The organism is Pseudomonas sp. R32 (assembly GCF_009866705.1).
Classification (GTDB): Bacteria; Pseudomonadota; Gammaproteobacteria; order Pseudomonadales; family Pseudomonadaceae; genus Aquipseudomonas; species Aquipseudomonas donghuensis.
Window position 1 is genome coordinate 4,484,690 of sequence record NZ_CP019396.1, and the last position, 26,640, is coordinate 4,511,329.

Consider the following 26,640-nt stretch of genomic DNA (forward strand, 5'->3'; position numbering starts at 1 on the left):
CGGGACTTGCACCATGCCTTCTTCCTTTCGCGCCCTGCGTCTGGGCCTGATTCTGTTCTTCATCCTCGCCGGCACGCTGTTGACCGCAGGCTGGGCCATGCACCACGCCAAGCGTCAGTCGATGGTCGAGGATGCCCGTCGGGCCAGTGAGCAGTTGGGGCTGTATGCCAACTCGCTGCACACCCTGATCGAACGTTACCGCGCCCTGCCGGCGGTGCTGGCCCTCGACCCGGAACTGATCAGCGCCTTGCGCGGCCCAGTTGCAGGCCCGGTGCAGGATGCCCTGAACCGCAAGCTGGAGCGCATCAACGGTGCGGCCAATTCCTCGACCCTCGAGCTGCTCGACCGCACCGGCCTGGCCGTGGCCGCCAGCAACTGGCGCCTGCCCAGCACCTATGTTGGCTCCAACTATGGTTTCCGGCCGTATTTCAAACAAACCCGCAGCCAGGGCAGCGGCCGCTTCTATGCGGTCGGCGTGACCAGCGGCGTGCCGGGGTATTTCTTGTCCAGCGCGGTGCAGGATGAAAACAGCCGCTTCCTCGGCGCCATGGTGGTCAAGCTGGAGTTCCCCGAGCTTGAGCGCGAGTGGCGCCAGGGCAGCGATATCCTGTTGGTCAGCGACGCCCGCGGGATCATCTTCATCGCCAACCAGGACGGCTGGCGCTACCGCGAGCTGCAACCGCTGACCAGCGCCGACCGCGCAGAGCTTGCCGCCACCCGCCAGTACGACAAGCAACCGCTGGTGCCGCTACAGCACCATATCCTCAGCAGCTTTGACGCCAACAGCCACCTGATGCGCGTGCAGGGCCCCGAGGGCAATACCGACTACCTGTGGGAAAGCCTGCCGCTGGAAGCCGAGGGCTGGACCCTGCACCTGCTGCGCAAGCCGCAGGTCAGCGAAGATGGCCGCAACGCCGCGCTGGCTGCCGCCGCAGTGTGGTTGAGCCTGGTCTTCGCCTTGTTGTTCATCAGCCAGCGCTTGCGCCTGGCACGCTTGCGCCAGCGCAGCCGTGAAGAACTCGAACGCCTGGTCGAAGCCCGCACCCGCGACTTGCGCACCGCCCAGGAGGGCCTGGTGCAATCGGCCAAGCTGGCGGCGCTTGGGCAGATGTCCGCGGCGCTGGCCCACGAGATCAACCAGCCGCTGACCACCCAGCGCATGCAGCTGGCAACCCTGCGCCTGCTGCTCGATAACCAACGCCTGGATGAAGCACGCCAGGCCCTGGAGCCGCTGGAGCAGATGCTCACGCGCATGGCGGCCCTCACCGGGCACCTGAAAACCTTCGCCCGCAACAGCCCCAGCGGCCTGCGCGAACGCCTGGACCTGGCCACCGTGGTCGACCAGGCGCTGCAACTGCTCGAGGCGCGCATTCGCGCCGAGGACGTCAGCGTCGCCCTGTACCTGGCCCGCCCGGCCTGGGTACGCGGCGATGCGATACGCCTTGAGCAAGTGCTGATCAACCTGCTGCGCAACGCCCTGGATGCCATGGCCGAAAAGAGCTACAAACGCCTTGAGGTGCGCATCGATGCCGAACAGGAGCACTGGCGCCTGAGCGTGCTCGACAGCGGCGGCGGTATCCCTGCCGAACACCTGGCCAGTGTCTTCGACCCGTTCTTCACCACCAAGCCGGTGGGCGAAGGCTTGGGCCTGGGCCTGGCGATTTCCTATGGCATCATTCACGAAGCCGGCGGCCGCCTGCAGGTCGAAAACCAGCCCGGCGGCGCCCGTTTCAGCCTGACCTTGCCTATGGACCCGGAACCCGCATGTTGAACTCAGTGATGGTCGTCGACGATGAAGCCAGCATCCGCACAGCCGTGGAGCAATGGCTGAGCCTGTCCGGCTTCAACGTGCAGCTGTTCAGCCGTGCCGAAGACTGCCTGCAGCAACTGCCGATGCACTTCCCCGGGGTGATCCTCAGTGACGTGCGCATGCCCGGCATGGACGGCCTGCAGTTGCTCGAGCGACTGCAGGCCAGTGATGCCGACCTGCCGGTGATCCTGCTCACCGGTCACGGCGATGTGCCGATGGCAGTCGAGGCCATGCGCAATGGTGCCTACGACTTTCTAGAAAAACCCTTCAGCCCCGAAGCGCTGCTCGGCAGCCTGCGCCGGGCCCTGGAAAAACGCCAGCTGGTGCTGGAGAACCGCCGCCTGCATGAACAGGCCGACCTCAAGGCGCGCCTGGAGGCGAACCTGCTGGGCGTGTCCCAGGGCATGCAGCACTTGCGCAAGCAGGTACTGGACCTGGCCAGCCTGCCGGTCAACGTGCTGATTCGTGGCGAAACCGGCAGCGGCAAGGAGCAGGTTGCACGCTGCCTGCATGACTTCGGTCCGCGCGCCGGCAAGCCCTTCGTTGCCCTCAACTGCGCGGCGATCCCCGAGCAGTTGTTCGAGGCCGAGCTGTTCGGCCATGAAAGCGGCGCCTTCACCGGTGCCCAGGGCAAGCGCATCGGCAAGCTCGAATACGCCAATGGCGGCACGGTGTTCCTCGACGAGATCGAAAGCATGCCACTGGCCCAGCAGGCCAAGCTGCTGCGCGTGTTACAGGAGCAAAAACTCGAACGCCTGGGCGCCAACCAGAGCATCAGCGTCGACCTGCGGATCATCGCCGCGACCAAACCCGACCTGCTCGAAGCAGCCCGGGCCGGGCGCTTTCGCGAAGACCTGGCGTATCGCTTGAACGTTGCCGAATTGCGCCTGGCGCCGTTGCGCGACCGCCGCGAAGACATCCCGCTGCTGTTCAGCCACTTTGCCCGCCTGGCCGCCGAGCGCGTCGGCCGCAGCGCGCCGGTACTCAGTGGCGCGCAGCTGGGCAAGCTGCTCGGTCACGACTGGCCGGGCAACGTTCGTGAACTGGCCAACGCCGCCGAACGTCATGCCCTGGGGCTGGGCGAGCCGGCAGCAGCAGAAATCGAAGCCGGGCAATCGCTGGCCGCCCAGCAGGAAGCCTTCGAAGCCCAGTGCCTGCGCGCCGCCCTGAGCCGGCACAAGGGCGAGATCAAGGCCGTGATGGAAGAGCTGCAACTGCCGCGGCGCACCCTCAACGAGAAGATGCAGCGCCACGGCCTGCTGCGCGAAGATTTTCTCGGGCCTACCTGATCGACCCAACGGATCGCCATAAGCGGATTTTCGCCGATCCACTCATTTGAATAGGCGGATTTCCGCTCATCATATCCGTACAACCCTTCTAGACCGGGCCTCCAGCATCTGGCACAGCTTCTGCTATAGCCCTGGCAGGCTGCGTTTCGGCGCGCTCCACAAAAACAACTATGAAGGTCCCTTCGATGGATAACTCCACCACCCTGCCAACCGGGGCGGCCATTGCGCCCGCCGCGGTAAAAACCACCCGAAGCCGACTCAAGTCGATTTTCAGCGGTTCGATCGGCAACATGGTCGAATGGTACGACTGGTACGTTTACGCCGCGTTTTCCCTGTATTTCGCCAAAGCCTTCTTCCCCGCCGGCGACACCACCGCACAACTGCTCAACACCGCCGCGATCTTCGCCGTGGGCTTTTTGATGCGCCCGATCGGCGGCTGGCTGATGGGTATCTACGCCGACCGCAAAGGCCGCAAGGCTGCGCTGATGGCCTCGGTATTGCTGATGTGCGCAGGCTCGCTGGTCATCGCCCTGACCCCAGGGTATGAAACCATCGGCGTCGCCGCACCGGTGCTGCTGGTCATCGCCCGCCTGATGCAAGGCCTGTCGGTGGGTGGCGAATATGGCACCTCGGCCACCTACCTCAGCGAGATGGCCACCAAGGAGCGCCGTGGCTTCTTCTCCAGCTTCCAGTACGTGACGCTGATTTCCGGCCAGCTCATCGCCCTGGCGGTGCTGATCATCCTGCAGCAGACCCTGACCACCGAACAACTGTATGCCTGGGGCTGGCGCGTACCTTTCGTGATCGGCGCCCTGTGCGCAGTGGTCGCCCTGTACCTGCGCCGCGGCATGGAAGAAACCGCCTCCTTCACCAAGAAGGAAAAGTCCAAGGAAAGCCTGATGCGCACCCTGATGCGCCATCCGAAAGAGCTGGCCACCGTGGTCGGCCTGACCATGGGCGGCACCCTGGCCTTCTACACCTACACCACCTACATGCAGAAGTACCTGGTGAACACGGTGGGCATGAGCATCACCGACTCGACCACCATTTCGGCGGCCACCCTGTTCCTGTTCATGTGCCTGCAACCGATCATCGGCAGCCTCTCCGACAAGATCGGCCGGCGCCCGATCCTGATCGCCTTCGGCGTATTGGGCACCCTGTGCACCGTACCGATCCTGACCACCCTGCACACCATCCAGACCTGGTGGGGCGCGTTCTTCCTGATCATGGCGGCGCTGATCATCGTCAGCGGCTACACCTCGATCAACGCCGTGGTCAAAGCCGAGCTGTTCCCTACCGAAATCCGCGCCCTGGGCGTTGGCCTGCCGTACGCCCTGACCGTGTCGATCTTCGGCGGTACCGCTGAATACGTGGCGCTATGGTTCAAGAGCATCGGCATGGAGAGCGGTTTCTACTGGTACGTGACTGCCTGTATCGCCTGCTCGTTGCTGGTGTATGTGTTCATGAAGGACACCCGCACGCATTCGCGGATCACCACTGACTGATCCCAGTCATCGGCAGAAAAAAGGGGGCATCCGCCAGCGGATTGCCCCCTTTTTTTGTTTATGGCGCTTTAACCCGCAATTAATCCCACACCCTCAATCTTCACTCATAGCGTAGACCGCATCGCCTGCATCGCTGGCAAGGCCAGCTCCCACAGGTCCGTGCATGGCCTTGCCGGTGATGAGGGCGAACTGCCGCCACATACATCTATTTTTTAGATTCTTATACGTTATTTTTTGCGCTTTTTAATCAATTTGATCAGCGTAGCATTACACCCATAGAAACAAACAACCCCTCAGCACCTCGGAGCAACGACCATGAAAAACAAACTGATCCTGACCCTGGCCTTCTCGGTACTGGCTGCCAACGCATTCGCCGAAGACGGCTTCGACCGTACCAACAGCCACAACTTCAGCGCCGTGAAAAGCCAGTCGGCTACCTATGCAGAAGACGGCTTCGATCGCACCCAGGCCCACCGCATCAGTTAAGCGCTGATGTGACGCAGTCAGCCCGGCTTCGGCCGGGCTTAGTCATTTTCAGCAAGGCAAAGCCTTGGCACACTAGCGGCCTACTCACAGGGAAGGCCTTCGGGCCAGCGCAGATGTATTACTACGAACCGGCAAAAGGCCACGGCCTGCCCCACGATCCGTTCAATGCCATCGTCGGCCCACGCCCGATTGGCTGGATTTCCTCCCAGGACGCCGAAGGTCGCCTGAACCTGGCGCCCTACAGCTTCTTCAACGCCTTCAACTACATTCCACCGATCATCGGTTTCGCAAGCGTCGGGCGCAAAGACAGCCTGAACAACATCGAGCAAACCGGCGAGTTCGCCTGGAACCTGGCCACCCTGCCGCTGGCCGAGGCCATGAACCAGAGCTGCGCGGCAGTTGCGCCGCAGGTCGATGAGTTCACCCTGAGCGGTCTGACCCCGGTGGCGTCAAAAGTGATTGCCGTGCCGCGGGTGCAAGAGAGCCCGGTGTCGTTCGAATGCAAGGTGACCCAGATCATCCAGCTGCAGCGTGCCGACCAAGCGCTGGTGCCGAGCTGGCTGGTGCTGGGTGAGGTGGTGGCCGTGCATATCGCCGAGCATCTGCTCAAGGACGGCATCTATGACACCGCTGCGGGCCAGCCGATCCTGCGTGGCGGCGGCCCGGCGGATTACTTCGAACTGGGCAACCTGTTCAAGATGGCCCGCCCGCAGGTCAACGGCTGAGTTACCAGACCAGCTCGGCGTCGTCATCGACGCCCTGCAGGCGCTCAAGTTCGGCGCAGGCCGCTTCATCAGCAGCCAGGGCGGTGTTGAAGGTCTGCTCTACCAGGACCTTGTGAAAACGCGGCGCCCCGGAGGCCCCCAGGCCTTTGACGGCGATGGCGGCGTGGTAGCCGTCGTCGCCGCGTACGGCTGCCGATACTGCTTCGAACCGGGAAAATTCTTTACGTGCCATGTGCCTCGAGTCCACATCAATTGCCAGAAGCCGCCATTCTAACCTGCGCAAGGCGAGCCGAAGGTATGCAGGTCGAGGCTGTCGACTACCCGCGCCTGCACCAGCTCGCCGAACAGCTCAAGAGTCGGTGACGCGAAGTAGCCGCTCATCGATTGCTGATCGCGCCAGAAACCGCTGAGCAGCCACAGGTCGGCGTCGGCCTGGGAGCGTTGCAGGCTGAATTTCAGGCAGCCGGGAGCCTGGCGCGACGGTTCCAGCAGATCACGCAGGCGCGCGCCGAGTTCTTCTGAACGACCGCTGCTGGCCCGGATAAATGCGAGGTGGGTGACCGAATGTGTCGAGGTCATGAGCGTTTCTCCATGTGCAGCCAGATGAAATTGCCAGGCTGCACAGGTTAGGCCACACGCCCGCGCGGCGGTTAGGCGATTCCTGTCGAGCGCTTGCCTGATCCTGCGCGCCCTGCAGGATCAGGCAAGCGGGCGGCAGCTTTCGACTAGCGCCGTGGCTTGCACAAACCTATCCTGCAGTCGTTCTCCCTGGAATCGTCCCCATGCCCGCCATCGACCCTGACCGCCTGATCCTCGACCCCGCCCTGGAGCAACAGCGCCAGGAGCTGGCCGACCTCATCCAGCGCCACGCCCCCCGTCAGTCTGGCGTCGAGTCAGCGGTCGAGGACCTGTTTCTGGTGCGCTATGAAGAAAGCGTGCGCTCGATGCCCGCCCTGGCGGAGCCTGCGTTGTGCATCCTGGCCCATGGCAGCAAGGAGGTATGCCTGGGTGACGAGCGCTATGTCTACGACCCGCTGCATTACATGGTGGTGTCGGTGGCGCTGCCGATCAGTGGCGTATTGCTGGAGGCCAGCCCGGAAAACCCCAGCCTGGGCGTACGCCTGAACATCGACCCGGCGCAGATCAACAACCTGCTGGCCGATGCCGGCCCCCTCGGTGTGCCGGCTTTGCCGTCGGGCCGTGGGCTGTATGTGGAGCGTACCGACCCGCTGTTGCTCGATGCCCTGCTGCGCCTGATTCGCCTGCTCGACTCGCCGAAGGACATCCCGATCCTCGCACCGCTGATCCAGCGCGAGATTCTCTATCGGTTGCTACGCGGCCCGCAGGGTTACCGGCTGTACGAAATTGCCATGGCCAACAGCCAGACCCACCGGGTGTGCCAGGCCATCGAATGGCTCAACCAGCACTTTCATCGGCCGCTGCGCATCGATGACCTGGCGCGCGAGGTCAACCTCAGTACCTCGACCCTGCATCACCGCTTCAAGGCAGTGACCTCAATGAGCCCGTTGCAGTACCAGAAGCAGTTGCGCCTGCAGGAAGCGCGGCGGCTGATGCTCAACGACGGGCTTGAAGCAGCGGTGGCGGGCTATCGGGTGGGCTATGAAAGCCCGTCGCAGTTCAGCCGGGAGTACAGCCGCTTGTATGGGGCGCCGCCGGTGCGGGATTTGGCCAGGTTGCGCAGTGCGCTCTAGATAGCTATCGCGGGTCAAGCCCGCTCCCACAGGGCATAGCATCGAACCTGTGGGAGCGGGCTTGACCCGCGATGAGGCCTACACCGCCCTGACCACGTGCTTGATCTCCTGAAACGCACTCAAGCCCCAAGGCCCCAGCTCCCGACCCAGGCTGCTCTGTTTGTACCCACCCCAGGCCGTCTGCGGGAAGATCACCTGCGGTGCGTTGATCCACACCACCCCCGCCTGCAAAGCATTTGCAACCCGCTCGGCGGCTTGCAAATCACGGCTGAGCACACTGGCCACCAGGCCGAACTCAGTGTCATTGGCCAGTGCCAGCGCCTCGGCTTCAGTGGCAAACGCACGTACGCACAGCACCGGACCGAAGATCTCCTCACGCCACAGCGCACTGTCCAACGGCACCTCGGTAAACACCGTGGGGCTGACGAAATAACCACAAGGCAGCTCTGCCGGCCGTGAGCCACCACAGAGCAGCTGCGCACCCGCTTGCAGGCCCGCCGCAATATGCGCTTGTACCCGCTGGTACTGAGCCTGATTGACCAACGGGCCCATTTCGCTTTCGCCGCTGAACGGCTCGCCCACGCGGATCGCTTCGGCCCGGGCCTTCAGCGCATCGATAAATGCCGGGTACAGGGCTTGGGCGACCAGTACCCGGCTGGTGGCCGAACACATCTGCCCGGCATTGAAGAAACCGCCCAGGCAGGCCAGCTTCACCGCAAGCTCAAGGTCGGCGTCGTCCAGCACCAGCAACGACGACTTGCCGCCCAGTTCCAGGCTCACGCCCTTGATCGTCTGCGCCGCGCGCTGCATGACCTGCACCCCTACCGCATTGCTGCCGGTGAAGGAAATCTTGGCAATTCGCGGATCGGCCGCCAACGGCGCGCCCACTGCCTGCCCGGTACCACAGACCAGGTTGAACACCCCGTCCGGCAGCCCCGCTTCGGCGATGATCGCCGCCAGTTCCAGCTCGGCCAATGGCGTGATTTCCGAAGGCTTGAGCACCACGCAGCAGCCTGCCGCCAGGGCCGGCGCGAGCTTCCAGGCGGTGGTGACCATGGGGAAGTTCCACGGCACGATCAGACCCACCACCCCGCACGGCTCGCGGCGCACCCGGGCGACAAAATCCTCGCTGGGCAGCGCCACCGAGCGATCGCGCCCGAGGTTGTCCGCCAGCTCCGCGTAATAACGGAAGGTGGCGACGACATCATCGACATCGATGTGGGCTTCAGCCAGCGGCTTGCCATTGTTGCTCGCTTGCAACTGCACCAGGCGCTCGCGGCGCGCTTCGACGCCCTCGGCAATGGCCCGCAGGATGGCCGCACGGGTCGGCCCGCTGGACGTAGACCATTGAACAAATGCCGCGCGGGCCACCAGCGTCGCCCGCTCGACCGCCGCCGCGTCGCCACCGGCTACCTCGGCCAACACCTGTTCATTGCTCGGGTTGATCACCGTCAGCACCTGGGGGCCATGCTGCCAGACACCTTCGATATAGACACCAGGCAGCTTGATCATGCGGGCACCGCCCGCATCCAGGTGGCCTGGTCGATTTCGATCAGGCTCGGGCCTTGGCGATCGCACGCCTGGCGCAATGCTTCGCGCAGTTGTGCGACATCGCCAACCGACTCGGCGCTGCAGCCCAGGGCCTTGGCCACGCCGATGAAATCAGGGGTGTAGATGTCGACGCCGACCGGCTCGATGGCGCGGTTGACCATGTAGCGCTTGATCTCTTCGTAGCCCTGGTTGTTCCACAGCAGCACGATCAGCGGCACCTGCGCCTCGCGGGCACTGGCCAGTTCCGGCAGGGTGAATTGCAAACCGCCGTCGCCGATCAGGCACACCACCGGCGCGCGATCGGCCGGCGCTTCAGCGCTGCCCAACCAGGCGCCCATGGCCGCCGGCAGCGCGTACCCCAGGGTGCCGTAACCGGTCGAAGCGTTGAACCAGCGCCGCGGCTGGTCCATGTCCAGGGTCAGGTTGCCGGTGTACACCGGTTGCGTCGAATCACCGACCAGCACGGCACCCGGCAGGGTTTCGACAAGGGTGGTGAGCATGCGCGTCTGGCTGCGCATCGGCAGGTCGCGATCGGCCTCCAGCACTCCACGCAAGCGCGCGGCACGGGCCGCGCCCCACTCGGCGCCGCGCACTGGTGCCGGTTGCTCGGCCAGGGCCACCAGCAAGGCCTGGGTGGCGAGGGTCGAATCGGCAACCAGGGCGACTTTCGGCGGATAGTTGCGCACGGTCTGGTCGGGGTCGATATCGATGCGCAGCAGCTCGCCCGGGATCTCGAAGCCGCCCTTGAAGGTCACGTCGTAGTCGGTCTCGGCAAGCTCGGTACCGATCGCCAGCACCACATCGGCTTCGGCGACCAGGGCGCGGGTGGCCACCAGCGATTGGGTCGAGCCGATCTGCAGCGGGTGGCTGGCCGGCAGCACGCCCTTGGCGTTGATAGTCAGCGCTACCGGCGCCTGCAGGTACTCGGCCAGGCGGGTCAACGCGGCGCTGGCCTCGATGGCGCCACCACCGGCGAGGATCAGCGGCCGGCGGGCAGCCGCCAGCATGGCGGCCATTTGTGCCACTGGCGCGGGGGCGGCCCCGGCGCGGGCGATACGCACCGGGGCGCAGGCCAGCAGGTGATCGGCGTCCTCGATCAGCACGTCCAGCGGAATTTCGATATGCACCGGGCGCGGACGCGCGCCGTCGAACACGGCAAAGGCACGGGCCAGTACCGACGGCAGGTCATCGGCGCTCATCAGGGTGTGGGAAAACGCCGCTACACCGGCCACCAGGTTGCTCTGCGCCGGCAACTCATGCAGTTTGCCGCGCCCGCCGCCCAACTGGTCGCGCGACTGCACGCTGGAGATCACCAGCATCGGAATCGAATCAGCATAGGCCTGGCCCATGGCGGTGGTGATGTTGGTCATGCCCGGGCCGGTGATAATAAAGCACACGCCTGGCTTGCCACGGGTACGCGCATAGCCGTCAGCCATGAAGCCGGCACCTTGCTCGTGGCGCGGGGTGATGTGCCGGATGCGCGAGCTTGCCAGCCCGCGATAGAGTTCCACTGTATGCACGCCGGGAATGCCAAAGACATGGTCTACGCCATAGCCTTCAAGAAGTTTGACCAGTACTTCGCCGCAAGTCGCCATGATCGTCTGCCTGTCATTGTTCGGGAAACAGGCTGTATTGGACCGCCCGACAGCTACCTGCACAATGCAAAAAAGCTCATACTAGCCATGTTCTCAAATCATGGCTCAAGCCGATGAAACGCCTGCCTCCACTGCCTGCCCTGCACACCTTTCTAATCACTGCCCAGTGCTGCAACTTCACCCGCGCCGCGCAACTGCTGCACATCACCCAAGGCGCGGTGAGCCGGCAAATTGCCGGGCTGGAGGACCACCTCGGTTATCCGCTGTTTCTGCGCCAGGCCCGTGGCCTGAGCCTGACCCGCGAAGGCCAGGACTGGCTGCCGCGGGTGCAGCAGGTGTTCACCTTGATCGAGGAAGGGGTGCAGCAGGTGGGTGCGCGTAGCACCACCTTGCAGCTCAAGGCACCGACCTGCGTGATGCGCTGGCTGCTGCCGCGCCTGATGGAATGGCAGGCGCTGCGCCCGGATGTGCCGGTGGAGCTGACCACCACGGTGCAGCATGGGGTGGATTTTCGTCGGGAAGTGTTCGACGCGGCGGTGGTCTATGGCGCCCGGCCCAACCATGGCCTGCAGACCCTGAAGCTGTTCGATGAACAACTGACGCCGGTGTGCGCGCCGCAACTGCTGAACGGCGCCCTGCCCTTGCAGCAGGTCGCGGATCTGGACCTGCACATGCTCCTGCACCCGACTCGCGATCAACGCGACTGGCATGCCTGGTTCGATGCCGCCGGGGCGAGCCTGCCCCGGCAAGGCAAGGGCCAGCATTTCGAAACCCTGGACATGGCCATGTCGATGGCTTCCCAGGGTACCGGTGTGGCCATCGGCGACTGGTCGCTGATCGCTGATGACCTCAAGTGCGGGCGGCTGGTGACGCCGTTCCCGCTCAAGGTCAGCACCGGCCAGGCCTATTACCTTGTGCGGCCACAAGGCTCGGCTTCAGCGGCGTTGCTGGAGCTGCTCGCGTGGTTGTGCGAGCAGGCCCAGGCCCCTCAGTAACCGACCGTGAAACGCTGGCGCGAGTGCGCCGGCTTCTCCACTTCATCGAGCATGGCAATGGCGTAGTCGGCAAAGCTGATCCAGCTCTTGCCATCGGTACCGATCAACAGGTGATCCTTGCCCAATTTGTAAGCGCCGCTGCGGGCACCTTCGACGAATTCGGCCGAAGGTGACAGGAAGGTCCAGTCCAGTTCCTTTTCCTGGCGCAGGATGTCGAGGTAGTGACCACCGGCGGTAGCTTCAGCCTTGTAGGCCTCGGGAAAATCCGGGCTGTCGATGACCTTGTGCCCCGACGGCAGCAGCAGGCTGCCCGCCCCGCCCACCACCAACAGGCGCTTGACCCCGGCACGCTTCACCGGCTCGATGATGGCCTGCGGTTTGATGCTGGAAAAGTGCGCGGCGCTGAGCACCACGTCATGCCCCGCGACTGCCTGTTCCAGGGCGGCGGCGTCGCTGACGTCCAGCGCTACGGCGTTCACCCCTTCGCGCCCCTGCAGTTTCGAGATGTCGCGGGCAATGGCGGTAACGCGATGGCCGCGGCGCAGGGCTTCTTCCAGCAACTGGCTACCAGCACGGCCGGTAGCACCGATGATTGCGATCTTGCTCATGGGAAATCTCCAGTCAGGATTGAATGACGCTTACCACTTCATCTCGCCCTTGGCGACCTTGGCGCTGAGCTCCAGCGAGCTCTCTTCACCCAGGTCCGGGTAACGTTTTTTCATTGCCGCGATCAGATCGGCGGCATTGCCCGCCTTGGCGGTTTCTTCGTCGAAGGCGCGGATATAGTCTGCGGTGAACTGCACCGCCTTTAGCGAACGGCTGCTCTGGCCCAGGTAATGGCCAGGGATCACGGTGTCGGGCTTGAGCTGCTCGATCCGCGTGAGGGTCGCCAGCCAGTCCTGGTGCGATTGCGCCGACTGCGTGTCAGCCATCCACACGTGCAGGTTCTCGGCGACCACCACACCACCGACCACCGCCTTGATCGATGGAATCCAGACAAAACTGCGGTCCGGCTGCGGGCCGTCGAGGCCGACCACTTGCAGGCGCTGGCCTTCGAGCTTCAGTTCATTGCCTTGCAACACCTGCGGCACGACCAGCTTCGCCGGTTTATCGGCGCCCATCTGCGGGCCCCAATAGGCCAGCTTGCCATCCATGGTCTGCTTGATATGGGCAACGGTTGCCGCCGAGGCCACGACCTTGGCCTTGGGATAAGCATCGGTCAGGGTCTGCAGGCCGAAGTAGTAGTCCGGGTCACCGTGGCTGATGTAGATGGTGGTCAATTGCTTGCCGCTCGATTGCAGTTTGGCCAGCAACTGCTCAGCCTGCGCCTTGCCGAACTGGGCATCGACCAGGATGGCGTCATGCTTGCCGCTGACAATCACTGAGCTGACCGGGAACAGGGCGTTGGTACCCGGGTTGTAGACATCCAGGTTCAGCGGTTCGGCGGCCGAAGCCTGGGCCATGGCCCCAAGGGTGGCGAAAGCCAGCAGCAGGCGACGCAGGGAGAACGAACGAGGCATCAAGGCGATTCCTGTGAAGTGGGCGATGAACAACAGCTTAGTTGCACGATCCGTCACAAAAAATGCGATGCTTAGGATTAGTTTGTTTCTGAAAGCGTGCAAATCATGGATCGTCTGACAGCAATGCGAGTCTTCGTCAGCGTGGTCGACCTGGGTAGCCAATCGGCCGCCGCCGACCACCTGGAACTTTCCCGCCCGGTCGTTTCGCGCTATCTGGCCGAGCTTGAGGACTGGGTTGGCGCACGCCTGATGCAGCGCACCACGCGCCGCCTGAGCCTGACCGCCGCCGGCCAGGAAACCCTGCCACGCTGCCGGCAGATGCTCGAGCTTGCCGGCGACCTGCAAGCGGCCGTCGGCACCCCGAACGATGCCCCGCGCGGCGAGTTGCGCATCAGCGTCAGCACTTCGTTCGGCCAGGCGCAGCTGATGGACGCGGTGGCCGACTACGTCAAACGCTACCCCGGGGTAAAAATCGACCTGCAGATGCTCGACCGCACGGTGAACCTGGTGGATGAGCGCATCGACCTGGCCATCCGCACCAGCAACGACCTGGACCCCAACCTGATTGCCCGGCGCCTGACCGTATGCCGCTCGGTGATCTGCGCATCCCCTGCCTACCTGCGCCAGCACCCGGCGCCGCAGCACGTGCAGGAGCTCAGCCAGCACAACTGCCTGACCCACTCCTACTTCGGCCGCAGCCTCTGGCATTTCGACGTCGAGGGCGAGGTGGTGTCGGTGCCGGTGCAGGGCAACATCAGCGCCAACGAAGCCATGACCCTGCAACGGGCGGCCTTGGCCGGCGCCGGTGTGGCGATGCTGCCGACTTATCAGGCCGCCGACGCCCTACGCAGTGGTGAGCTGATTCGCCTGTTACCCCAGGCCAAGCCACGGGAGCTGAACCTCAACGCCGTGTACACCTCACGCAAACACATGCCGGCGACCCTGCGCAGCATGCTCGACTTTCTCGCCGAGCGCTTTACCGCCGAACCGATCTGGGATCGGGACCTGCTCTAGGCCGGGCATACCTAGCCCAGCTGACCTATGCTTTGAGTAGCACCTGTAGGTGGTTTGCAGGAGGTGAGCAGCATGGGCATCAAATCCAGAAAATGCGCCGTTATCTGTGCCATGGCCGCTGTGGTCGGGCTGTATGCCGCCGCAGCCTACCGGGTCGAACAGATCCGCAACCAACCCTACTCCGCCGCCAGCTGCAGCCTGGCTCACTGCGTGCCGCACACCGCGACGCTGAGCGCACTCAAGTAGGTTGGCCTGGGGCCTGGTGACGAAAGTCACTGGGGGCCTTGCCCGTCAGGCGGCGGAAGAACCGCGAAAAATAGGCAGGGTCAACAAAACCCAGGCTGTCGGCCAGTTGCTTGATGCTCAGGCTGGTGTAAATCAGTTCGCGCTTGGCCTCGAGTAGCAAGCGTTGATGGATGATCTGCAAGGCCGACTGCCCGGCCAGCTCACGACAGATACTGTTCAGGTGCGCCACCGAAATCCCCACCTCATGGGCCAGCGCCTCGACGCTTGGCTGCAGACGATACTGCTGCTCGACCAGTTTATTGAAGCGTTGCAGATATTCACGCCCGCGGGCCACCGCCAGCCCCTGGCCATGGCGCTGCAAGCATTGACGGCTGATCCACACCACCAGCAGGTTGATCAATGAGCGCAGTTGCAAGTCGCGCCCGGGTTGGTCCTGCTGGTACTCCTGCTGCAAGGCACTGAACAGGCTGTACAGGTAGGTGCGGTCGGCGCCTGCCAGGTAGGTGCCGGCCTGGGCCAGGGCCGCTGGCGCTCCGGCCAGTTGGGTGTGCAACAGGCTCACCAGGGGCGCCGCCAGGGTGACCACGTAACCATCGACGTCGCTGGAAAAGCGAAAACCATGCACGCACAGGGCCGGCACCACCTGGATCGCCGCCTGCTCCAGGCGCCGCACCTGGCCTTCCACTTCGATCTCGGCCTGCCCCTCATAGAGAAACAGCAACTGGCACAGATCGGCATGCCGATGCGGTTCGATTTCCCAATCATGCAATCGGCTGCGCGCCGGAATCGACTCGCAGTGCAGCAGGTCCGGGGTCGGCCACTGCAACTGTTCGCCGTACAGCTTGAACACCGGGATCGATGCCTTGCTCATTGATCAACTCGCTCCAGGGCAATGCCCGATAATCGCACTGATTGGTGAAAAGTCCTGCTTCATGCCGTTTTTATCCCTTCTTCGCTCGCATTTCAAAGCGAAAAATGCAAGCACAACAATCATAAGCTGCTTTCGGCCTTGCCCTGAAGCTTGCCTGGGATAACAACAATGAAGACTCAAGTCGCAATTATCGGTGCCGGCCCTTCCGGTCTGCTGCTCGGCCAGTTGCTGCACAAGGCCGGGATCGCCAACATCATCATCGAGCGCCAGAGCGCCGACTACGTACTCGGGCGCATCCGCGCCGGGGTGCTGGAACAGGGCATGGTCGAGTTGCTGCGCGAAGCCGGGGTTGGCGCGCGCATGGACGCCGAGGGCCTGCCCCACAGCGGTTTCGAACTGGCCTTCGACGGGCGTCGCGAACACATCGACCTCAAGGCGCTGACCGGCGGCAAAGGCGTAATGATTTATGGTCAGACCGAAGTCACCCGGGATTTGATGGCCGCGCGCCAAGCCTGCGGCGCCGTCACTGTCTATCAGGCCGACAACGTTCGCCTGCATGACCTGAAATCCGAGCGCCCTTACCTGACCTTTGAAAAGAACGGCGAAATCCAGCGCCTGGACTGCGACTACATTGCCGGCTGCGACGGCTACCACGGCATCGCCCGGCAATCGATTCCCGCCCAGGCACTGAAGATTTTCGAACGGGTCTACCCGTTCGGCTGGCTCGGCGTGCTGGCCGATACTCCGCCGGTCAGTGATGAGCTGGTGTATGCCCGCCACGAGCGCGGCTTCGCCCTGTGCAGCATGCGCTCGCCGACCCGCACCCGTTACTACGTGCAGGTGGGTGCTGAAGAGAAGGTCGAGGACTGGTCCGATGAGCGCTTCTGGAGCGAGCTCAAGTCGCGCTTGCCGGCTGATCTGGCCGAGCGCCTGGTGACCGGTCCGTCGATCGAGAAAAGCATCGCGCCGCTGCGCAGCTTCGTGGTCGAACCCATGCAATACGGCACGTTGTTCCTGCTTGGCGACGCCGCGCATATCGTCCCGCCCACCGGCGCCAAGGGCCTGAACCTGGCGGCCAGTGATGTCAGTACCCTGTACAACATCCTGCGCAAGGTCTACGCCGAAGGCCGTCGCGACCTGCTGGAGCGCTACTCGCAAATCTGCCTGCGGCGTATCTGGAAGGCCGAGCGGTTTTCCTGGTGGATGACTTCGCTCCTGCACCGCTTTCCCGACAGCGATGCCTTCAGCCAGCGTATCCAGCAAACCGAGCTTGAGTACTACGTCAGTTCCGAAGCCGGTCGTACAGTATTGGCGGAAAACTACGTCGGCCTGCCTTACGAGCCGATCGAGGAGGACGCTTAGCAAGCTATCGAGTAGACTGGTCAGCACTTGCGCCCGCCGCTACCGGCTGCGGGCTTCACCTGCCTCAGAGCTGGCCCGTGACTCAACTGAACACTCCGCAACCGGTGCTGCGCAGCGTGCTCGTCGCACTGATGCTGGCGATCTTTCTTGGCGCGCTGGACCAGACCATCGTCGCCGTGTCGATGCCGGCGATTTCGGCGCAGTTCAACGATGTCGGCCTGCTGGCCTGGGTGATTTCCGGTTACATGGTGGCCATGACCGTGGCCGTGCCGATCTACGGCAAGCTCGGCGACCTGTATGGCCGGCGGCGGATGATCCTCACCGGTACCGCGCTGTTCACCCTGGCTTCGATCTTCTGCGCACTGGCACAGAACATGGAGCAACTGGTGCTGGCGCGGGTACTGCAGGGTATCGGCGCCGGTGGCATGGTCTCGGTCAGCCAGGCGATCATCGGCGACTTCGTGCCGCCGCGCGAACGCGGTCGCTATCAGGGCTACTTCAGCAGCATGTATGCCCTGGCCAGTGTCGCCGGGCCGGTGCTCGGCGGAATGCTCACCGAATACCTGTCATGGCGCTGGGTGTTCTGGCTCAACCTGCCCCTGGGCCTGACCGCCTGGTGGGTGACCCGCCGCGCCCTGCGCAGCCTGCTGGTACCAACGCACAAGGCGCAGGTCGATTACCTCGGCGCCGCGCTGCTGATTCTTGGCCTGGGCAGCCTGCTGCTGGGCATCACCCTGATCGGCCAGGGGCAACCCTGGGACTCTGCGCAAGTTGCCAGCCTGCTCGGTTGTGCACTGATCGGCTTGCTGCTGTTCGTGCTTCATGAACAGCGCGTCGCCGAGCCGCTGCTGCCGCTGAAACTGTTCGCCAATCGCACCGCCACCCTGTGCTGGTGCACGATCTTCTTCACCAGCTTCCAGGCCATTTCCCTGACCATGCTGATGCCGCTGCGCTATCAGAGCATCACCGGCGCCGGTGCCGACAGCGCTGCCTTGCATTTGCTGCCGCTGGCCATCGGCCTGCCGATCGGTGCGTATTGCGGTGGCCGCCTGACCTCCCTCACCGGGCGCTATAAGCCACAGATTCTCGGCGGTGCGCTGCTGATGCCGTTTGCCATCGTCGGCATGGCCTTCAGCCCGCCGCAAGCGGCCTGGTTCAGTGGCATGTTCATGGTCTTGACCGGGATTGCCTCGGGCCTGCAGTTCCCCACTTCGCTGGTAGCGACCCAGAGTGCAGTGGAACCACGGGATATCGGCGTGGCCACCAGCACCACCAACCTGTTCCGCTCGCTCGGCGGGGCCATGGGCGTGGCCATCATGTCCACCCTGCTGCTGGCGATGCTCGCCCAGGGCGGCTTGAGCCTGGCCGGCGATGCCCTGCTCGGCAGCCTGCAGGCCGGTGAACCGACCGCGGCGATGCAGGCCGAGTTGTTGCTGACCTTTCGCAACCTGTTGCTGGGCAGTGCGACGGTTTCATTGCTGGGGCTGACGGCGGCGCTGGCTTTGCCTGACAGGCAATTGCGCGGCCGTCAGTAAGACGCTTATAACTGGCGTAGAAACAAATGATCACAAAGCTTCACAAAGTGTCATTTGCGCAAGGCAGGGCTCAAGCGCAGCATATCCAGCCCGGTATCGATCCACAGCTCGGCCTGGTTCAGCAGGTCAAAGCTGCCGGGCAGCAGTAGCCAGCGGCGAATCAGCCCGTCTATATAGGCATAGATGGCCAGTGCCGCGCGTTCCGGGTCCACGTCGGCGGGCAGTTGCCCGCGCTTGACTGCATTGCCCAGCGACAACGCGATATGGGCATGACAATCGATCGTCGAGGCCTGCCGTTGCTGGCGGATCTCGCACCTATCATCGGTGAACTCGCATTTGTGATGCAGAATTTCATTGATTCGCCGGGTCTTCGGATCGAGCACCATCTGGTGCATCAACCGTACCAGCAGCTTGCGCATGCAGCCGAGCGGGTCGACTTCATCTTCGCTTTCACTGGCCCGGGCCAGGGCGTCCAGCGGCTCGTGCAGGCTGTCGAGCATGGCCTGCACCAGTTCGGCCTTGTCGTTGAAGTGCCAGTAGATGGCGCCGCGGGTCACCCCGGCCTCTTTGGCAATATCGGCCAGGGTGGTACGCGCTACCCCGCGCTTATAGAAGGCCTTTTCCGCCGCCTCGAGAATCTGGGCGCGGGTTTCCTGGGCTTCTTCTTTGGTTCGACGGACCATGGCAGTACAACCTCATCAGGCCCAGGCACGCACGCTGGGTGCCTGGGAGTCGGGCCGGGTCAGCCTCTACAGGCTGTTACCGGCTGTATTAATTTGGGGGCTCGCATCGGCTGAATGTGTCGCCTGCGAGGTATTTACAAACAACCATGAATGTAAGTATATTCCTTAGCAAGCTATTAATCCACCCGACAGCATTTTTTATAGCGCACCCTTTCCATTATTCTTGAGCGTCTTCAGCTCTTGCGACCCGAGGATCTTCATGCAATTCAAGCCAGCTGTTACCGCTCTGGTTTCCGCCGTCGCCCTGGCAACACTGCTCAGCGGCTGTAAAAAGGAAGAGGCGGCGCCCGCGGCGCAAGCTCCTCAGGTCGGCGTCGTAACCCTGCAAACCCAGGCCTATACCCTGACGTCCGACCTCCCTGGCCGTACCACCGCGTACCGCATTGCCGAGGTTCGACCACAGGTCAACGGCATCATTCTCAAGCGCCTGTTCAAAGAGGGCACCGAGGTCAAGGAAGGTCAGCAGCTGTACCAGATCGACCCGTCGGTGTACGAGGCGACCCTGGCCAGCGCCCAGGCCAACCTGCAGTCGACCCGCTCGCTGTCCGAGCGCTATAAGCAACTGGTCAGCGAACAGGCTGTCAGCCGCCAGGAATACGACGACGCGCAAGCCAAACGTTTGCAGGCCGAAGCCTCGCTGCGCAGCGCCCAGATCGACCTGCGCTACACCAAGGTGCTGGCGCCGCTGAGCGGGCGCATTGGCCGTTCTTCGGTCACTGAAGGCGCACTGGTGAACAACGGCCAGGCCGATGCCATGGCGGTGATCCAGCAGCTCGACCCGATCTACGTCGACGTCACCCAGTCCTCGGCCGAGCTGCTCAAGCTGCGCCGCGAGCTGGAAAGCGGCCAACTGCAGAAGGTCGGCGACAACGCCGCCAAGGTCACCCTGACCCTGGAAGACGGCAGCACCTACAGCAAGGAAGGCCGACTGGAGTTCTCCGAAGTCTCGGTCGACCAGACCACCGGCTCCGTGACCCTGCGTGCGGTGTTCCCCAACCCTGAGCACAACCTGCTGCCGGGCATGTTCGTTCATGCGCGCCTGGCTGCCGGGGTCAACAGCGCGGCCATCCTCGCCCCGCAACAGGGCGTGACCCGCGACCTCAAGGGCCAGCCGACCGCGCTGGTCGTCAACCAGGACAACAAGGTCGAGCTGCGCCAGCTCAAGGCCAGCCGTACCGTCGGTAGCGACTGGCTGATCGAGGAAGGCCTGAACCCGGGCGACCGCCTGATCACCGAAGGCCTGCAGTTCGTCAAGCCGGGCATCGAGGTCAAGGCCAGCGCAGCCACCAACGTCAAGCCTGCCCAGCCAACCCAGGCCAATGCAGCGATTGCAGGGGCCAAAGGGGAATAAACCATGTCGAGATTTTTTATCGATCGCCCGATCTTTGCCTGGGTGATCGCCTTGGTGATCATGCTGGTCGGCGCCTTGTCGATCCTCAAATTGCCGATCAACCAGTACCCGAGCATCGCGCCACCGGCCATCGCCATCGCCGTGACCTACCCGGGCGCTTCGGCGCAGACCGTGCAGGACACCGTGGTGCAGGTGATCGAGCAGCAGCTCAACGGTATCGACAACCTGCGTTATGTGTCGTCGGAAAGTAACTCCGACGGCAGCATGACCATTACCGCGACCTTCGAGCAGGGCACCAACCCTGACACTGCGCAGGTCCAGGTGCAGAACAAGCTGAACCTGGCCACCCCGCTGCTGCCGCAAGAAGTGCAACAGCAGGGTATCCGCGTGACCAAGGCGGTGAAGAACTTCCTGCTGGTGATCGGCCTGGTGTCCGAAGACGGCAGCATGTCCAAGGATGACCTGGCCAACTACATCGTCTCCAACATGCAGGACCCGATCTCGCGGACTGCCGGTGTCGGTGACTTCCAGGTGTTCGGTGCCCAGTACGCCATGCGTATCTGGCTCGACCCGGCCAAGCTGAACAAGTATCAGCTGACCCCGGTCGACGTGCGTACCGCCGTGGCCGCGCAGAACGTCCAGGTGTCCTCCGGCCAGCTCGGCGGCCTGCCTGCCCTGCCAGGCACCCAGCTCAACGCCACGATCATCGGCAAGACCCGCCTGCAAACCGCCGAGCAGTTCGAAAAGATTCTGCTCAAGGTCAACCGTGACGGCTCCCAGGTGCGCCTGGGCGATGTCGCCAAGGTCGGCCTGGGTGGTGAGAACTACGCGATCAGCGCCCAGTTCAACGGCAAGCCGGCCTCCGGCCTTGCGGTAAAACTGGCCACTGGCGCCAACGCCCTGGATACCGCCAAGGCCCTGCGCCAGACCATCACCGACCTGGAGCCGTTCTTCCCGGAAGGCATGAAGGCGGTGTTCCCGTATGACACCACTCCGGTCGTGACCGAGTCGATCAGCGGGGTAATCCACACCCTGATCGAAGCGATCGTGCTGGTGTTCCTGGTGATGTACCTGTTCCTGCAGAACTTCCGCGCCACCATCATCACCACCATGACCGTACCGGTGGTATTGCTGGGTACCTTCGGCATCCTTGCCGCGGCGGGCTTCAGCATCAACACCCTGACCATGTTCGGCATGGTGCTGGCCATCGGCTTGCTGGTGGACGACGCCATCGTCGTGGTGGAGAACGTCGAGCGGGTGATGGCCGAAGAGGGGCTATCGCCCAAAGAAGCGACCAAGAAGTCCATGGGCCAGATCCAGGGCGCCCTGGTCGGTATCGCCCTGGTGCTGTCGGCGGTACTGCTGCCCATGGCCTTCTTCGGCGGCTCCACCGGCGTGATCTACAAACAGTTCTCGATCACCATCGTCTCGGCCATGGCCCTGTCGGTACTGGTGGCCCTGATCTTCACCCCGGCGCTGTGCGCGACCATGCTCAAGCCGATTGCCAAGGGCGAGCACCACGTTGCTAAGCGCGGCTTCTTCGGCTGGTTCAACCGCAACTTCGACCGCAGCGTGCGTAGCTACGAGCGCGGCGTCGGCAACATGCTGCGGCACAAGGCTCCGTACCTGCTGGCCTACCTGCTGATCGTGGTCGGCATGATCTGGCTGTTCACCCGCATTCCGACGGCGTTCCTGCCTGAAGAAGACCAGGGCGTACTGTTCGCCCAGGTGCAGACCCCGGCCGGTTCCAGTGCCGAGCGCACCCAGGTGGTGATCGACGAAATGCGCAGCTACCTGCTCGACAAGGAAGCCGATACCGTTGCCTCGGTGTTCACCGTCAACGGCTTCAACTTCGCCGGTCGTGGCCAGAGCTCGGGCATGGCCTTCATCATGCTCAAGCCATGGGGCGAGCGCTCTGCCGAGAACAACGTGTTCAACCTGGCGAACCGTGCCCAGCAGCACTTCTTCAGCTTCCGCGATGCGATGGTGTTCGCCTTCGCCCCACCGGCGGTACTGGAGCTGGGTAACGCCACCGGTTTTGACGTGTTCCTGCAAGACCGTGCCGGTGTCGGCCATGAAAAACTGATGCAAGCGCGCAACCAGTTCCTCGGCATGGCCGCACAGAGCAAGATCCTTTCGGCAGTACGCCCGAACGGCCTGAACGATGAGCCGCAGTACCAGCTGACCGTCGACGACGAGCGCGCCAGTGCCCTGGGCGTGACCATCGCCGACATCAACAGCACCCTGTCGATTGCCCTGGGTGCCAGCTACGTCAACGACTTCATCGACCGCGGCCGGGTCAAGAAGGTTTACATCCAGGGTGAAGCCGGTGCGCGGATGAGCCCGGAAGACCTGCAGAAGTGGTACGTGCGCAACGCCGCTGGCGAGATGGTGCCGTTCTCATCCTTCGCCAAGGGCGAGTGGATCTACGGGGCACCGAAGCTGTCGCGTTACAACGGCGTAGAAGCCATGGAAATCCTCGGTGCGCCAGCCCCTGGCTACAGTACCGGTGAAGCCATGCTCGAGGTCGAGCGCCTGGCCGCGCAACTGCCGGCGGGTATCGGTTACTCCTGGACGGGCCTGTCGTACGAGGAGCGGCTGTCCGGCTCCCAGGCGCCAGCGCTGTACGCCCTGTCGCTGCTGATGGTGTTCCTGTGTCTGGCGGCGCTGTATGAAAGCTGGTCGATTCCGATCGCGGTCATGCTCGTGGTGCCGCTGGGGATCATCGGTGCGCTGCTGGCCACCAGCCTGCGCGGGTTGTCCAACGACGTGTACTTCCAGGTGGGGCTGTTGACCACCATCGGCCTGGCGGCGAAAAACGCGATCCTGATCGTCGAATTCGCCAAGGAACTGCACGAGCAGGGCCGCAGCCTGATGGATGCGGCCATCGAAGCCTGCCGGATGCGTCTGCGGCCAATCATCATGACCTCGCTGGCGTTCATCCTCGGTGTGGTGCCGTTGGCCATCTCCAGTGGCGCAGGCTCAGGCAGCCAGCACGCCATCGGTACCGGGGTAATCGGCGGCATGCTGACCGCCACCGTACTGGCAATCTTCTGGGTGCCATTGTTCTTTGTAAGCGTGTCGTCGCTGTTCGGTAGCAAGAAGCCCGAAGAGGACGCCACCCCTGAAACTCCACGCTATGAGGCCGGGCAATGAGTAAGTCCCTGTTGTCCCTGGCAGTAACCGCTTTCATTCTTGGCGGCTGCTCGCTGATCCCTGACTACCAGACCCCGGAATCGCCGGTGGCCGCGCAGTGGCCGCAAGGCCCTGCCTACTCGCCGACCGAGTCGGCCGAGGTGGCCGCCGCCGAACAGGGCTGGCGTCAGTTCTTCCATGACCCGGCGCTGCAGCAGTTGATCCAGACCGCGCTGGTCAACAACCGCGACCTCAAGGTCGCGGCGCTGAACATCGATGCCTACCGGGCGCAGTACCGCATTCAGCGGGCCGATCTGTTTCCGGCGGTCTCGGCCAATGGCAGCGGCAGCCGTCAGCGGATGCCGGCGAACATGTCGCAAACCGGCGAATCGAGTATCAGCAGCCAGTACTCGGCGACCCTTGGGGTCAGCGCCTACGAGCTCGACCTGTTCGGCCGGGTGCGCAGCCTGACCGAGCAACAGCTGGAGATCTACCTGTCCAGCGAAGAAGCGCGGCGCTCGACGCAGATCAGCCTGGTGGCCAGTGTGGCCAACGCCTACTTCACCTGGCAGGCCGACCAGGCGCTGCTCAAGCTCACCGAAGAGACCCTCAAGACCTACGAGGAAAGCTACCAGCTGACCTTGCGTAGCAATGAAGTGGGGGTCGCTTCGGCCCTGGACCTGAGCCAGGCACGCACGTCGGTTGAAGGTGCGCGGGTCAAGCTGGCGCAGTTCCAGCGCCAGGTTGCCCAGGACCTCAACAGCCTGACCGTGCTGCTCGGCACCGGCGTGCCGGCCAACCTGCCGGCGGCGCAGAATCTTGACAGCGACCTGTTGGCCGAAGTGCCGGCGGGCCTGCCGTCCGACCTGCTGCAACGCCGGCCGGACATCCAGGAAGCCGAACACCTGCTCAAGGCTGCCAATGCCAACATTGGCGCGGCCCGCGCGGCGTTCTTCCCGAGCATCAGCCTGACCGCCAACGCCGGGACCCTGAGCCCGGACATGGGCGGCCTGTTCAAGGGTGGCTCGGGCACCTGGCTGTTCCAGCCGCAGATCAACCTGCCGATCTTCAACGCCGGTGCCCTGCGTGCCAGCCTCGACTACTCGAAGATCCAGAAGGACATCAACGTCGCCAAGTACGAGAAAACCATCCAGACCGCCTTCCAGGAAGTCTCCGATGGCCTCGCCGCGCGCCAGACCTTCAATCAGCAGTTGCAGGCCCAACGTGACCTGGTTGCCGCCAACCAGGACTACTACCGTCTGGCCGAGCGTCGCTACCGCATCGGTATCGACAGCAACCTGACCTTCCTCGACGCCCAGCGTCAGCTGTTCAACACCCAGCAGTCGTTGATCAGTGATCGCCTGTCGCAGTTGGTCAGCGAGGTCAACCTGTACAAGGCCCTCGGTGGCGGCTGGTACGAGCAGACCGGTCAGGCGCAGCAGCAGGCTGCGGCCCAGACGCCGAAAGGCTGAGTGTTTGCGTTGTGAAAGAGCCCACCCTTGCGGTGGGCTTTTTTATGCAACCGCCTGTAGGAGCGGGCTTGCCCCACGATGATGAATTAACCAACCAGTTACCGTTCGATTATCGCCCAATTCCGCCTGCAACGAATTGATTCATCCCCGCCCGCCGCCGCACCATCGCTTCGCAGCTTTTCCAAAGCGTACCCCCAAAAGATCGTAGCCCGGCCTGTGACCTCCAACCGTCGCAGCGGATGGCTTCGGCTTACATAAAAACAAGAGACATCAAACGATGACCACACCCGCACGACACCTGCTTCCCGGCTTGCTGGCCATGACTTGCACCCTGCCCGCCCTGGCGGCCGAAGGCGGCTTTGTCGAGGACGCCAAGGCCAGCCTCAACCTGCGCAACTTCTACATCAACCGCAACTTCGTCGACCCGGCCAACCCCCAGGGCAAGGCCGAGGAATGGACCCAGAGTTTCATCCTCGACGCCCGCTCCGGCTTTACCCAAGGCCTGGTCGGCTTCGGTGTCGATGTGTTGGGCCTGTACTCGGTCAAGCTCGATGGCGGCAAGGGCACGAAGGGTACGCATTTGTTGCCGGTACACGATGACGGGCGCCCAGCCGATGACTTCGGGCGCCTGGGCGTAGCGCTGAAAGCGAAGATCGCCAACACCGAACTGAAAGTTGGCGAATGGATGCCGGTGCTGCCGATCCTGCGCTCGGACGACGGCCGCTCGCTGCCGCAGACCTTCCGCGGCGGGCAGATCACCTCACAGGAGATCGCCGGCTTGACCCTGTATGCCGGGCAGTTTCGCGGTAACAGCCCACGCAATGACGCGAGCATGGAAGACATGTCGATGAACGGCCGGGCGGCCTTCACCTCCGACCGCTTCAACTTTGCCGGTGGCGAATACAGCTTCAACGACAAGCGCACGATGATCGGTTTGTGGAATGCCGAGCTCAAAGACATCTACAACCAACAGTACATCAACCTGGTGCACAGCCAGCCTGTGGGCGACTGGACCCTGGGCGCCAACCTCGGCTACTTCATCGGCAAGGAAGACGGCGCCGAACGCGCCGGCAAGCTGGACAACCGCACCGCCTCGGCGCTGCTCTCGGCCAAATACGGCGCCAACACCTTCTACCTCGGCCTGCAGAAAGTCAGCGGCGACGATGCCTGGATGCGGGTCAACGGCACCAGTGGCGGCACCCTGGCCAACGACAGCTACAACTCAAGCTTCGACAACGCCCAGGAACGCTCCTGGCAGTTGCGGCACGACTACAACTTCGCCGGCCTCGGCGTGCCCGGGCTGACCTTGATGAACCGCTACATCAGCGGCGACAACGTGCACACCGGCGCCATTACCGATGGCAAGGAATGGGCGCGGGAATCGGAGCTGGCCTATGTGATCCAGTCCGGGACGTTGAAGAGCCTGTCGGTCAAATGGCGTAACTCGACCATGCGCCGGGACTACAGCACCAATACCTTTGATGAGAACCGGCTGATCATCAGTTACCCGATCAGTATTCTCTGAAACCTCTGCCTTGGGGCTGCTACGCAGCCCATCGCCGGCAACGCCGGCTTGTGTCTTGAGGTAGGAATAGAATCAGAAGTGAGAGCGGTGAATGGCAAGCTGTACGCCGGTAGTGCTTAAAGCACGTGTGGGAGCAAAGCTGCCATTCACCTCTCCACTCTGGCCCGAGCCCGAACAGTTGATTGAGCGCCTCTCGAA

At 63.4% G+C, this 26,640-nt stretch carries 22 protein-coding genes and 1 pseudogene; 15 read left to right on the forward strand and 8 right to left on the reverse strand.

Features of this window, described 5'->3' with window-relative positions:
* The first annotated feature begins 13 nt into the window (after positions 1 to 13).
* From PspR32_RS20675 to PspR32_RS20695, 5 genes and pseudogenes are all read left to right on the forward strand, one after another.
* On the forward strand, positions 14 to 1,771 hold the full coding sequence (locus tag PspR32_RS20675; RefSeq protein ID WP_036996713.1) for an ATP-binding protein: 1,758 nt from the start codon (positions 14 to 16) through the stop codon (positions 1,769 to 1,771).
* Complete coding sequence (locus tag PspR32_RS20680; RefSeq protein ID WP_159389105.1) at positions 1,765 to 3,099, forward strand: sigma-54-dependent transcriptional regulator; 1,335 nt, start codon at positions 1,765 to 1,767, stop codon at positions 3,097 to 3,099. The genes PspR32_RS20675 and PspR32_RS20680 overlap by 7 nt, the downstream gene beginning before the upstream one ends.
* 185 nt (positions 3,100 to 3,284) lie before the next feature.
* The gene (locus tag PspR32_RS20685; RefSeq protein ID WP_010220926.1) at positions 3,285 to 4,604 is read left to right on the forward strand and encodes an MFS transporter; all 1,320 of its coding nucleotides are present in this window, start codon (positions 3,285 to 3,287) and stop codon (positions 4,602 to 4,604) included.
* Between the two features lie 315 nt (positions 4,605 to 4,919).
* A pseudogene (locus tag PspR32_RS20690) lies at positions 4,920 to 5,087 on the forward strand (heme utilization protein); the annotation flags it as partial.
* A 116-nt stretch (positions 5,088 to 5,203) separates the two neighbouring features.
* Positions 5,204 to 5,815 carry a flavin reductase family protein gene (locus tag PspR32_RS20695; RefSeq protein ID WP_010220924.1) on the forward strand — a complete coding sequence of 204 codons (612 nt, stop codon included), beginning with the start codon at positions 5,204 to 5,206 and terminating at the stop codon, positions 5,813 to 5,815.
* 1 nt (position 5,816) lies between these two features.
* On the opposite strand, the gene PspR32_RS20700 is transcribed toward PspR32_RS20695, so the two are convergent.
* Complete coding sequence (locus tag PspR32_RS20700; protein WP_010220923.1) at positions 5,817 to 6,047, reverse strand: hypothetical protein; 231 nt, start codon at positions 6,045 to 6,047, stop codon at positions 5,817 to 5,819.
* 38 nt (positions 6,048 to 6,085) lie between these two features.
* On the reverse strand, positions 6,086 to 6,394 hold the full coding sequence (locus tag PspR32_RS20705) for an antibiotic biosynthesis monooxygenase family protein (RefSeq protein WP_010220922.1): 309 nt from the start codon (positions 6,392 to 6,394) through the stop codon (positions 6,086 to 6,088).
* Positions 6,395 to 6,597: 203 nt separating this feature from the next.
* Here PspR32_RS20705 and PspR32_RS20710 point away from each other — a divergent pair, with 203 nt between their 5' ends.
* On the forward strand, positions 6,598 to 7,527 hold the full coding sequence (locus PspR32_RS20710; protein WP_036996717.1) for an AraC family transcriptional regulator: 930 nt from the start codon (positions 6,598 to 6,600) through the stop codon (positions 7,525 to 7,527).
* Between the two features lie 78 nt (positions 7,528 to 7,605).
* Here PspR32_RS20710 and PspR32_RS20715 read toward each other — a convergent pair whose 3' ends face one another.
* Positions 7,606 to 9,039 (reverse strand): aldehyde dehydrogenase family protein, encoded by a 1,434-nt coding sequence (locus PspR32_RS20715; RefSeq protein WP_159389107.1) that lies wholly within the window; start codon positions 9,037 to 9,039, stop codon positions 7,606 to 7,608.
* Positions 9,036 to 10,673, reverse strand: coding sequence for a 5-guanidino-2-oxopentanoate decarboxylase (locus PspR32_RS20720; RefSeq protein WP_036996719.1), 1,638 nt, complete (start codon positions 10,671 to 10,673; stop codon positions 9,036 to 9,038). Before PspR32_RS20720 ends, PspR32_RS20715 begins: the two co-directional genes overlap by 4 nt.
* A 113-nt stretch (positions 10,674 to 10,786) precedes the next feature.
* On the opposite strand from PspR32_RS20720, the gene PspR32_RS20725 reads away from it, so the two are divergent.
* Positions 10,787 to 11,668: a LysR substrate-binding domain-containing protein gene (locus PspR32_RS20725; RefSeq protein ID WP_036996721.1), complete on the forward strand. Its 882-nt coding sequence runs from the start codon at positions 10,787 to 10,789 to the stop codon at positions 11,666 to 11,668.
* Here PspR32_RS20725 and PspR32_RS20730 read toward each other — a convergent pair.
* Positions 11,662 to 12,276 carry an NAD(P)-dependent oxidoreductase gene (locus PspR32_RS20730; protein ID WP_159389108.1) on the reverse strand — a complete coding sequence of 205 codons (615 nt, stop codon included), beginning with the start codon at positions 12,274 to 12,276 and terminating at the stop codon, positions 11,662 to 11,664. The genes PspR32_RS20725 and PspR32_RS20730 overlap by 7 nt on opposite strands.
* 30 nt (positions 12,277 to 12,306) lie before the next feature.
* Positions 12,307 to 13,188 (reverse strand): MBL fold metallo-hydrolase, encoded by an 882-nt coding sequence (locus PspR32_RS20735; protein ID WP_010220916.1) that lies wholly within the window; start codon positions 13,186 to 13,188, stop codon positions 12,307 to 12,309.
* A 105-nt stretch (positions 13,189 to 13,293) separates the two neighbouring features.
* Here PspR32_RS20735 and PspR32_RS20740 point away from each other — a divergent pair, with 105 nt between their 5' ends.
* On the forward strand, positions 13,294 to 14,202 hold the full coding sequence (locus tag PspR32_RS20740) for a LysR family transcriptional regulator (protein ID WP_010220915.1): 909 nt from the start codon (positions 13,294 to 13,296) through the stop codon (positions 14,200 to 14,202).
* Between the two features lie 72 nt (positions 14,203 to 14,274).
* On the forward strand, positions 14,275 to 14,448 hold the full coding sequence (locus PspR32_RS26225; protein WP_010220914.1) for a hypothetical protein: 174 nt from the start codon (positions 14,275 to 14,277) through the stop codon (positions 14,446 to 14,448).
* On the opposite strand, the gene PspR32_RS20745 is transcribed toward PspR32_RS26225, so the two are convergent.
* Complete coding sequence (locus PspR32_RS20745) at positions 14,441 to 15,319, reverse strand: helix-turn-helix domain-containing protein (protein WP_036996723.1); 879 nt, start codon at positions 15,317 to 15,319, stop codon at positions 14,441 to 14,443. The two genes, PspR32_RS26225 and PspR32_RS20745, sit on opposite strands and share 8 nt — an antisense overlap.
* A 168-nt stretch (positions 15,320 to 15,487) precedes the next feature.
* Here PspR32_RS20745 and pobA point away from each other — a divergent pair, with 168 nt between their 5' ends.
* Both pobA and PspR32_RS20755 read left to right on the forward strand, forming a co-directional pair.
* Positions 15,488 to 16,681: a 4-hydroxybenzoate 3-monooxygenase gene (gene pobA / locus PspR32_RS20750; RefSeq protein ID WP_100783457.1), complete on the forward strand. Its 1,194-nt coding sequence runs from the start codon at positions 15,488 to 15,490 to the stop codon at positions 16,679 to 16,681.
* Between the two features lie 131 nt (positions 16,682 to 16,812).
* Entirely contained in the window at positions 16,813 to 18,216 is a 1,404-nt protein-coding gene (locus PspR32_RS20755) for an MDR family MFS transporter (protein WP_051636816.1), read from the forward strand.
* A gap of 50 nt (positions 18,217 to 18,266) precedes the next feature.
* Here the strand turns inward: PspR32_RS20755 and PspR32_RS20760 are convergent, their stop codons facing one another.
* Positions 18,267 to 18,899 (reverse strand): TetR family transcriptional regulator, encoded by a 633-nt coding sequence (locus tag PspR32_RS20760; RefSeq protein WP_010220910.1) that lies wholly within the window; start codon positions 18,897 to 18,899, stop codon positions 18,267 to 18,269.
* A gap of 259 nt (positions 18,900 to 19,158) precedes the next feature.
* Here PspR32_RS20760 and PspR32_RS20765 point away from each other — a divergent pair, with 259 nt between their 5' ends.
* The 4 genes from PspR32_RS20765 to PspR32_RS20780 all read left to right on the forward strand — a co-directional run bounded on the left by PspR32_RS20765 (position 19,159) and on the right by PspR32_RS20780 (position 26,442).
* Entirely contained in the window at positions 19,159 to 20,310 is a 1,152-nt protein-coding gene (locus PspR32_RS20765) for an efflux RND transporter periplasmic adaptor subunit (RefSeq protein WP_010220909.1), read from the forward strand.
* Between the two features lie 3 nt (positions 20,311 to 20,313).
* Positions 20,314 to 23,466: an efflux RND transporter permease subunit gene (locus tag PspR32_RS20770; protein ID WP_010220908.1), complete on the forward strand. Its 3,153-nt coding sequence runs from the start codon at positions 20,314 to 20,316 to the stop codon at positions 23,464 to 23,466.
* Complete coding sequence (locus tag PspR32_RS20775) at positions 23,463 to 24,917, forward strand: AdeC/AdeK/OprM family multidrug efflux complex outer membrane factor (protein WP_010220906.1); 1,455 nt, start codon at positions 23,463 to 23,465, stop codon at positions 24,915 to 24,917. The genes PspR32_RS20770 and PspR32_RS20775 overlap by 4 nt, the downstream gene beginning before the upstream one ends.
* A gap of 319 nt (positions 24,918 to 25,236) precedes the next feature.
* Positions 25,237 to 26,442, forward strand: coding sequence for an OprD family porin (locus tag PspR32_RS20780; RefSeq protein ID WP_374045285.1), 1,206 nt, complete (start codon positions 25,237 to 25,239; stop codon positions 26,440 to 26,442).
* Positions 26,443 to 26,640 lie beyond the last annotated feature (198 nt).

Coding starts and splice junctions, on each gene's coding strand:
- pobA (WP_100783457.1), top strand. CDS start 15,488: ATGAAGACTCAAGTCGCAATTATCGGTGCCGGCCCTTCCGGTCTGCTG.
- PspR32_RS20745 (WP_036996723.1), bottom strand. CDS start 15,319: ATGAGCAAGGCATCGATCCCGGTGTTCAAGCTGTACGGCGAACAGTTG.
- PspR32_RS20710 (WP_036996717.1), top strand. CDS start 6,598: ATGCCCGCCATCGACCCTGACCGCCTGATCCTCGACCCCGCCCTGGAG.
- PspR32_RS20675 (WP_036996713.1), top strand. CDS start 14: ATGCCTTCTTCCTTTCGCGCCCTGCGTCTGGGCCTGATTCTGTTCTTC.
- PspR32_RS20695 (WP_010220924.1), top strand. CDS start 5,204: ATGTATTACTACGAACCGGCAAAAGGCCACGGCCTGCCCCACGATCCG.
- PspR32_RS20735 (WP_010220916.1), bottom strand. CDS start 13,188: ATGCCTCGTTCGTTCTCCCTGCGTCGCCTGCTGCTGGCTTTCGCCACC.
- PspR32_RS26225 (WP_010220914.1), top strand. CDS start 14,275: ATGGGCATCAAATCCAGAAAATGCGCCGTTATCTGTGCCATGGCCGCT.
- PspR32_RS20780 (WP_374045285.1), top strand. CDS start 25,237: ATGACTTGCACCCTGCCCGCCCTGGCGGCCGAAGGCGGCTTTGTCGAG.
- PspR32_RS20685 (WP_010220926.1), top strand. CDS start 3,285: ATGGATAACTCCACCACCCTGCCAACCGGGGCGGCCATTGCGCCCGCC.
- PspR32_RS20770 (WP_010220908.1), top strand. CDS start 20,314: ATGTCGAGATTTTTTATCGATCGCCCGATCTTTGCCTGGGTGATCGCC.
- PspR32_RS20720 (WP_036996719.1), bottom strand. CDS start 10,673: ATGGCGACTTGCGGCGAAGTACTGGTCAAACTTCTTGAAGGCTATGGC.
- PspR32_RS20715 (WP_159389107.1), bottom strand. CDS start 9,039: ATGATCAAGCTGCCTGGTGTCTATATCGAAGGTGTCTGGCAGCATGGC.
- PspR32_RS20700 (WP_010220923.1), bottom strand. CDS start 6,047: ATGGCACGTAAAGAATTTTCCCGGTTCGAAGCAGTATCGGCAGCCGTA.
- PspR32_RS20775 (WP_010220906.1), top strand. CDS start 23,463: ATGAGTAAGTCCCTGTTGTCCCTGGCAGTAACCGCTTTCATTCTTGGC.
- PspR32_RS20725 (WP_036996721.1), top strand. CDS start 10,787: ATGAAACGCCTGCCTCCACTGCCTGCCCTGCACACCTTTCTAATCACT.
- PspR32_RS20680 (WP_159389105.1), top strand. CDS start 1,765: ATGTTGAACTCAGTGATGGTCGTCGACGATGAAGCCAGCATCCGCACA.
- PspR32_RS20705 (WP_010220922.1), bottom strand. CDS start 6,394: ATGACCTCGACACATTCGGTCACCCACCTCGCATTTATCCGGGCCAGC.
- PspR32_RS20730 (WP_159389108.1), bottom strand. CDS start 12,276: ATGAGCAAGATCGCAATCATCGGTGCTACCGGCCGTGCTGGTAGCCAG.
- PspR32_RS20765 (WP_010220909.1), top strand. CDS start 19,159: ATGCAATTCAAGCCAGCTGTTACCGCTCTGGTTTCCGCCGTCGCCCTG.
- PspR32_RS20760 (WP_010220910.1), bottom strand. CDS start 18,899: ATGGTCCGTCGAACCAAAGAAGAAGCCCAGGAAACCCGCGCCCAGATT.
- PspR32_RS20755 (WP_051636816.1), top strand. CDS start 16,813: ATGCTGGCGATCTTTCTTGGCGCGCTGGACCAGACCATCGTCGCCGTG.
- PspR32_RS20740 (WP_010220915.1), top strand. CDS start 13,294: ATGGATCGTCTGACAGCAATGCGAGTCTTCGTCAGCGTGGTCGACCTG.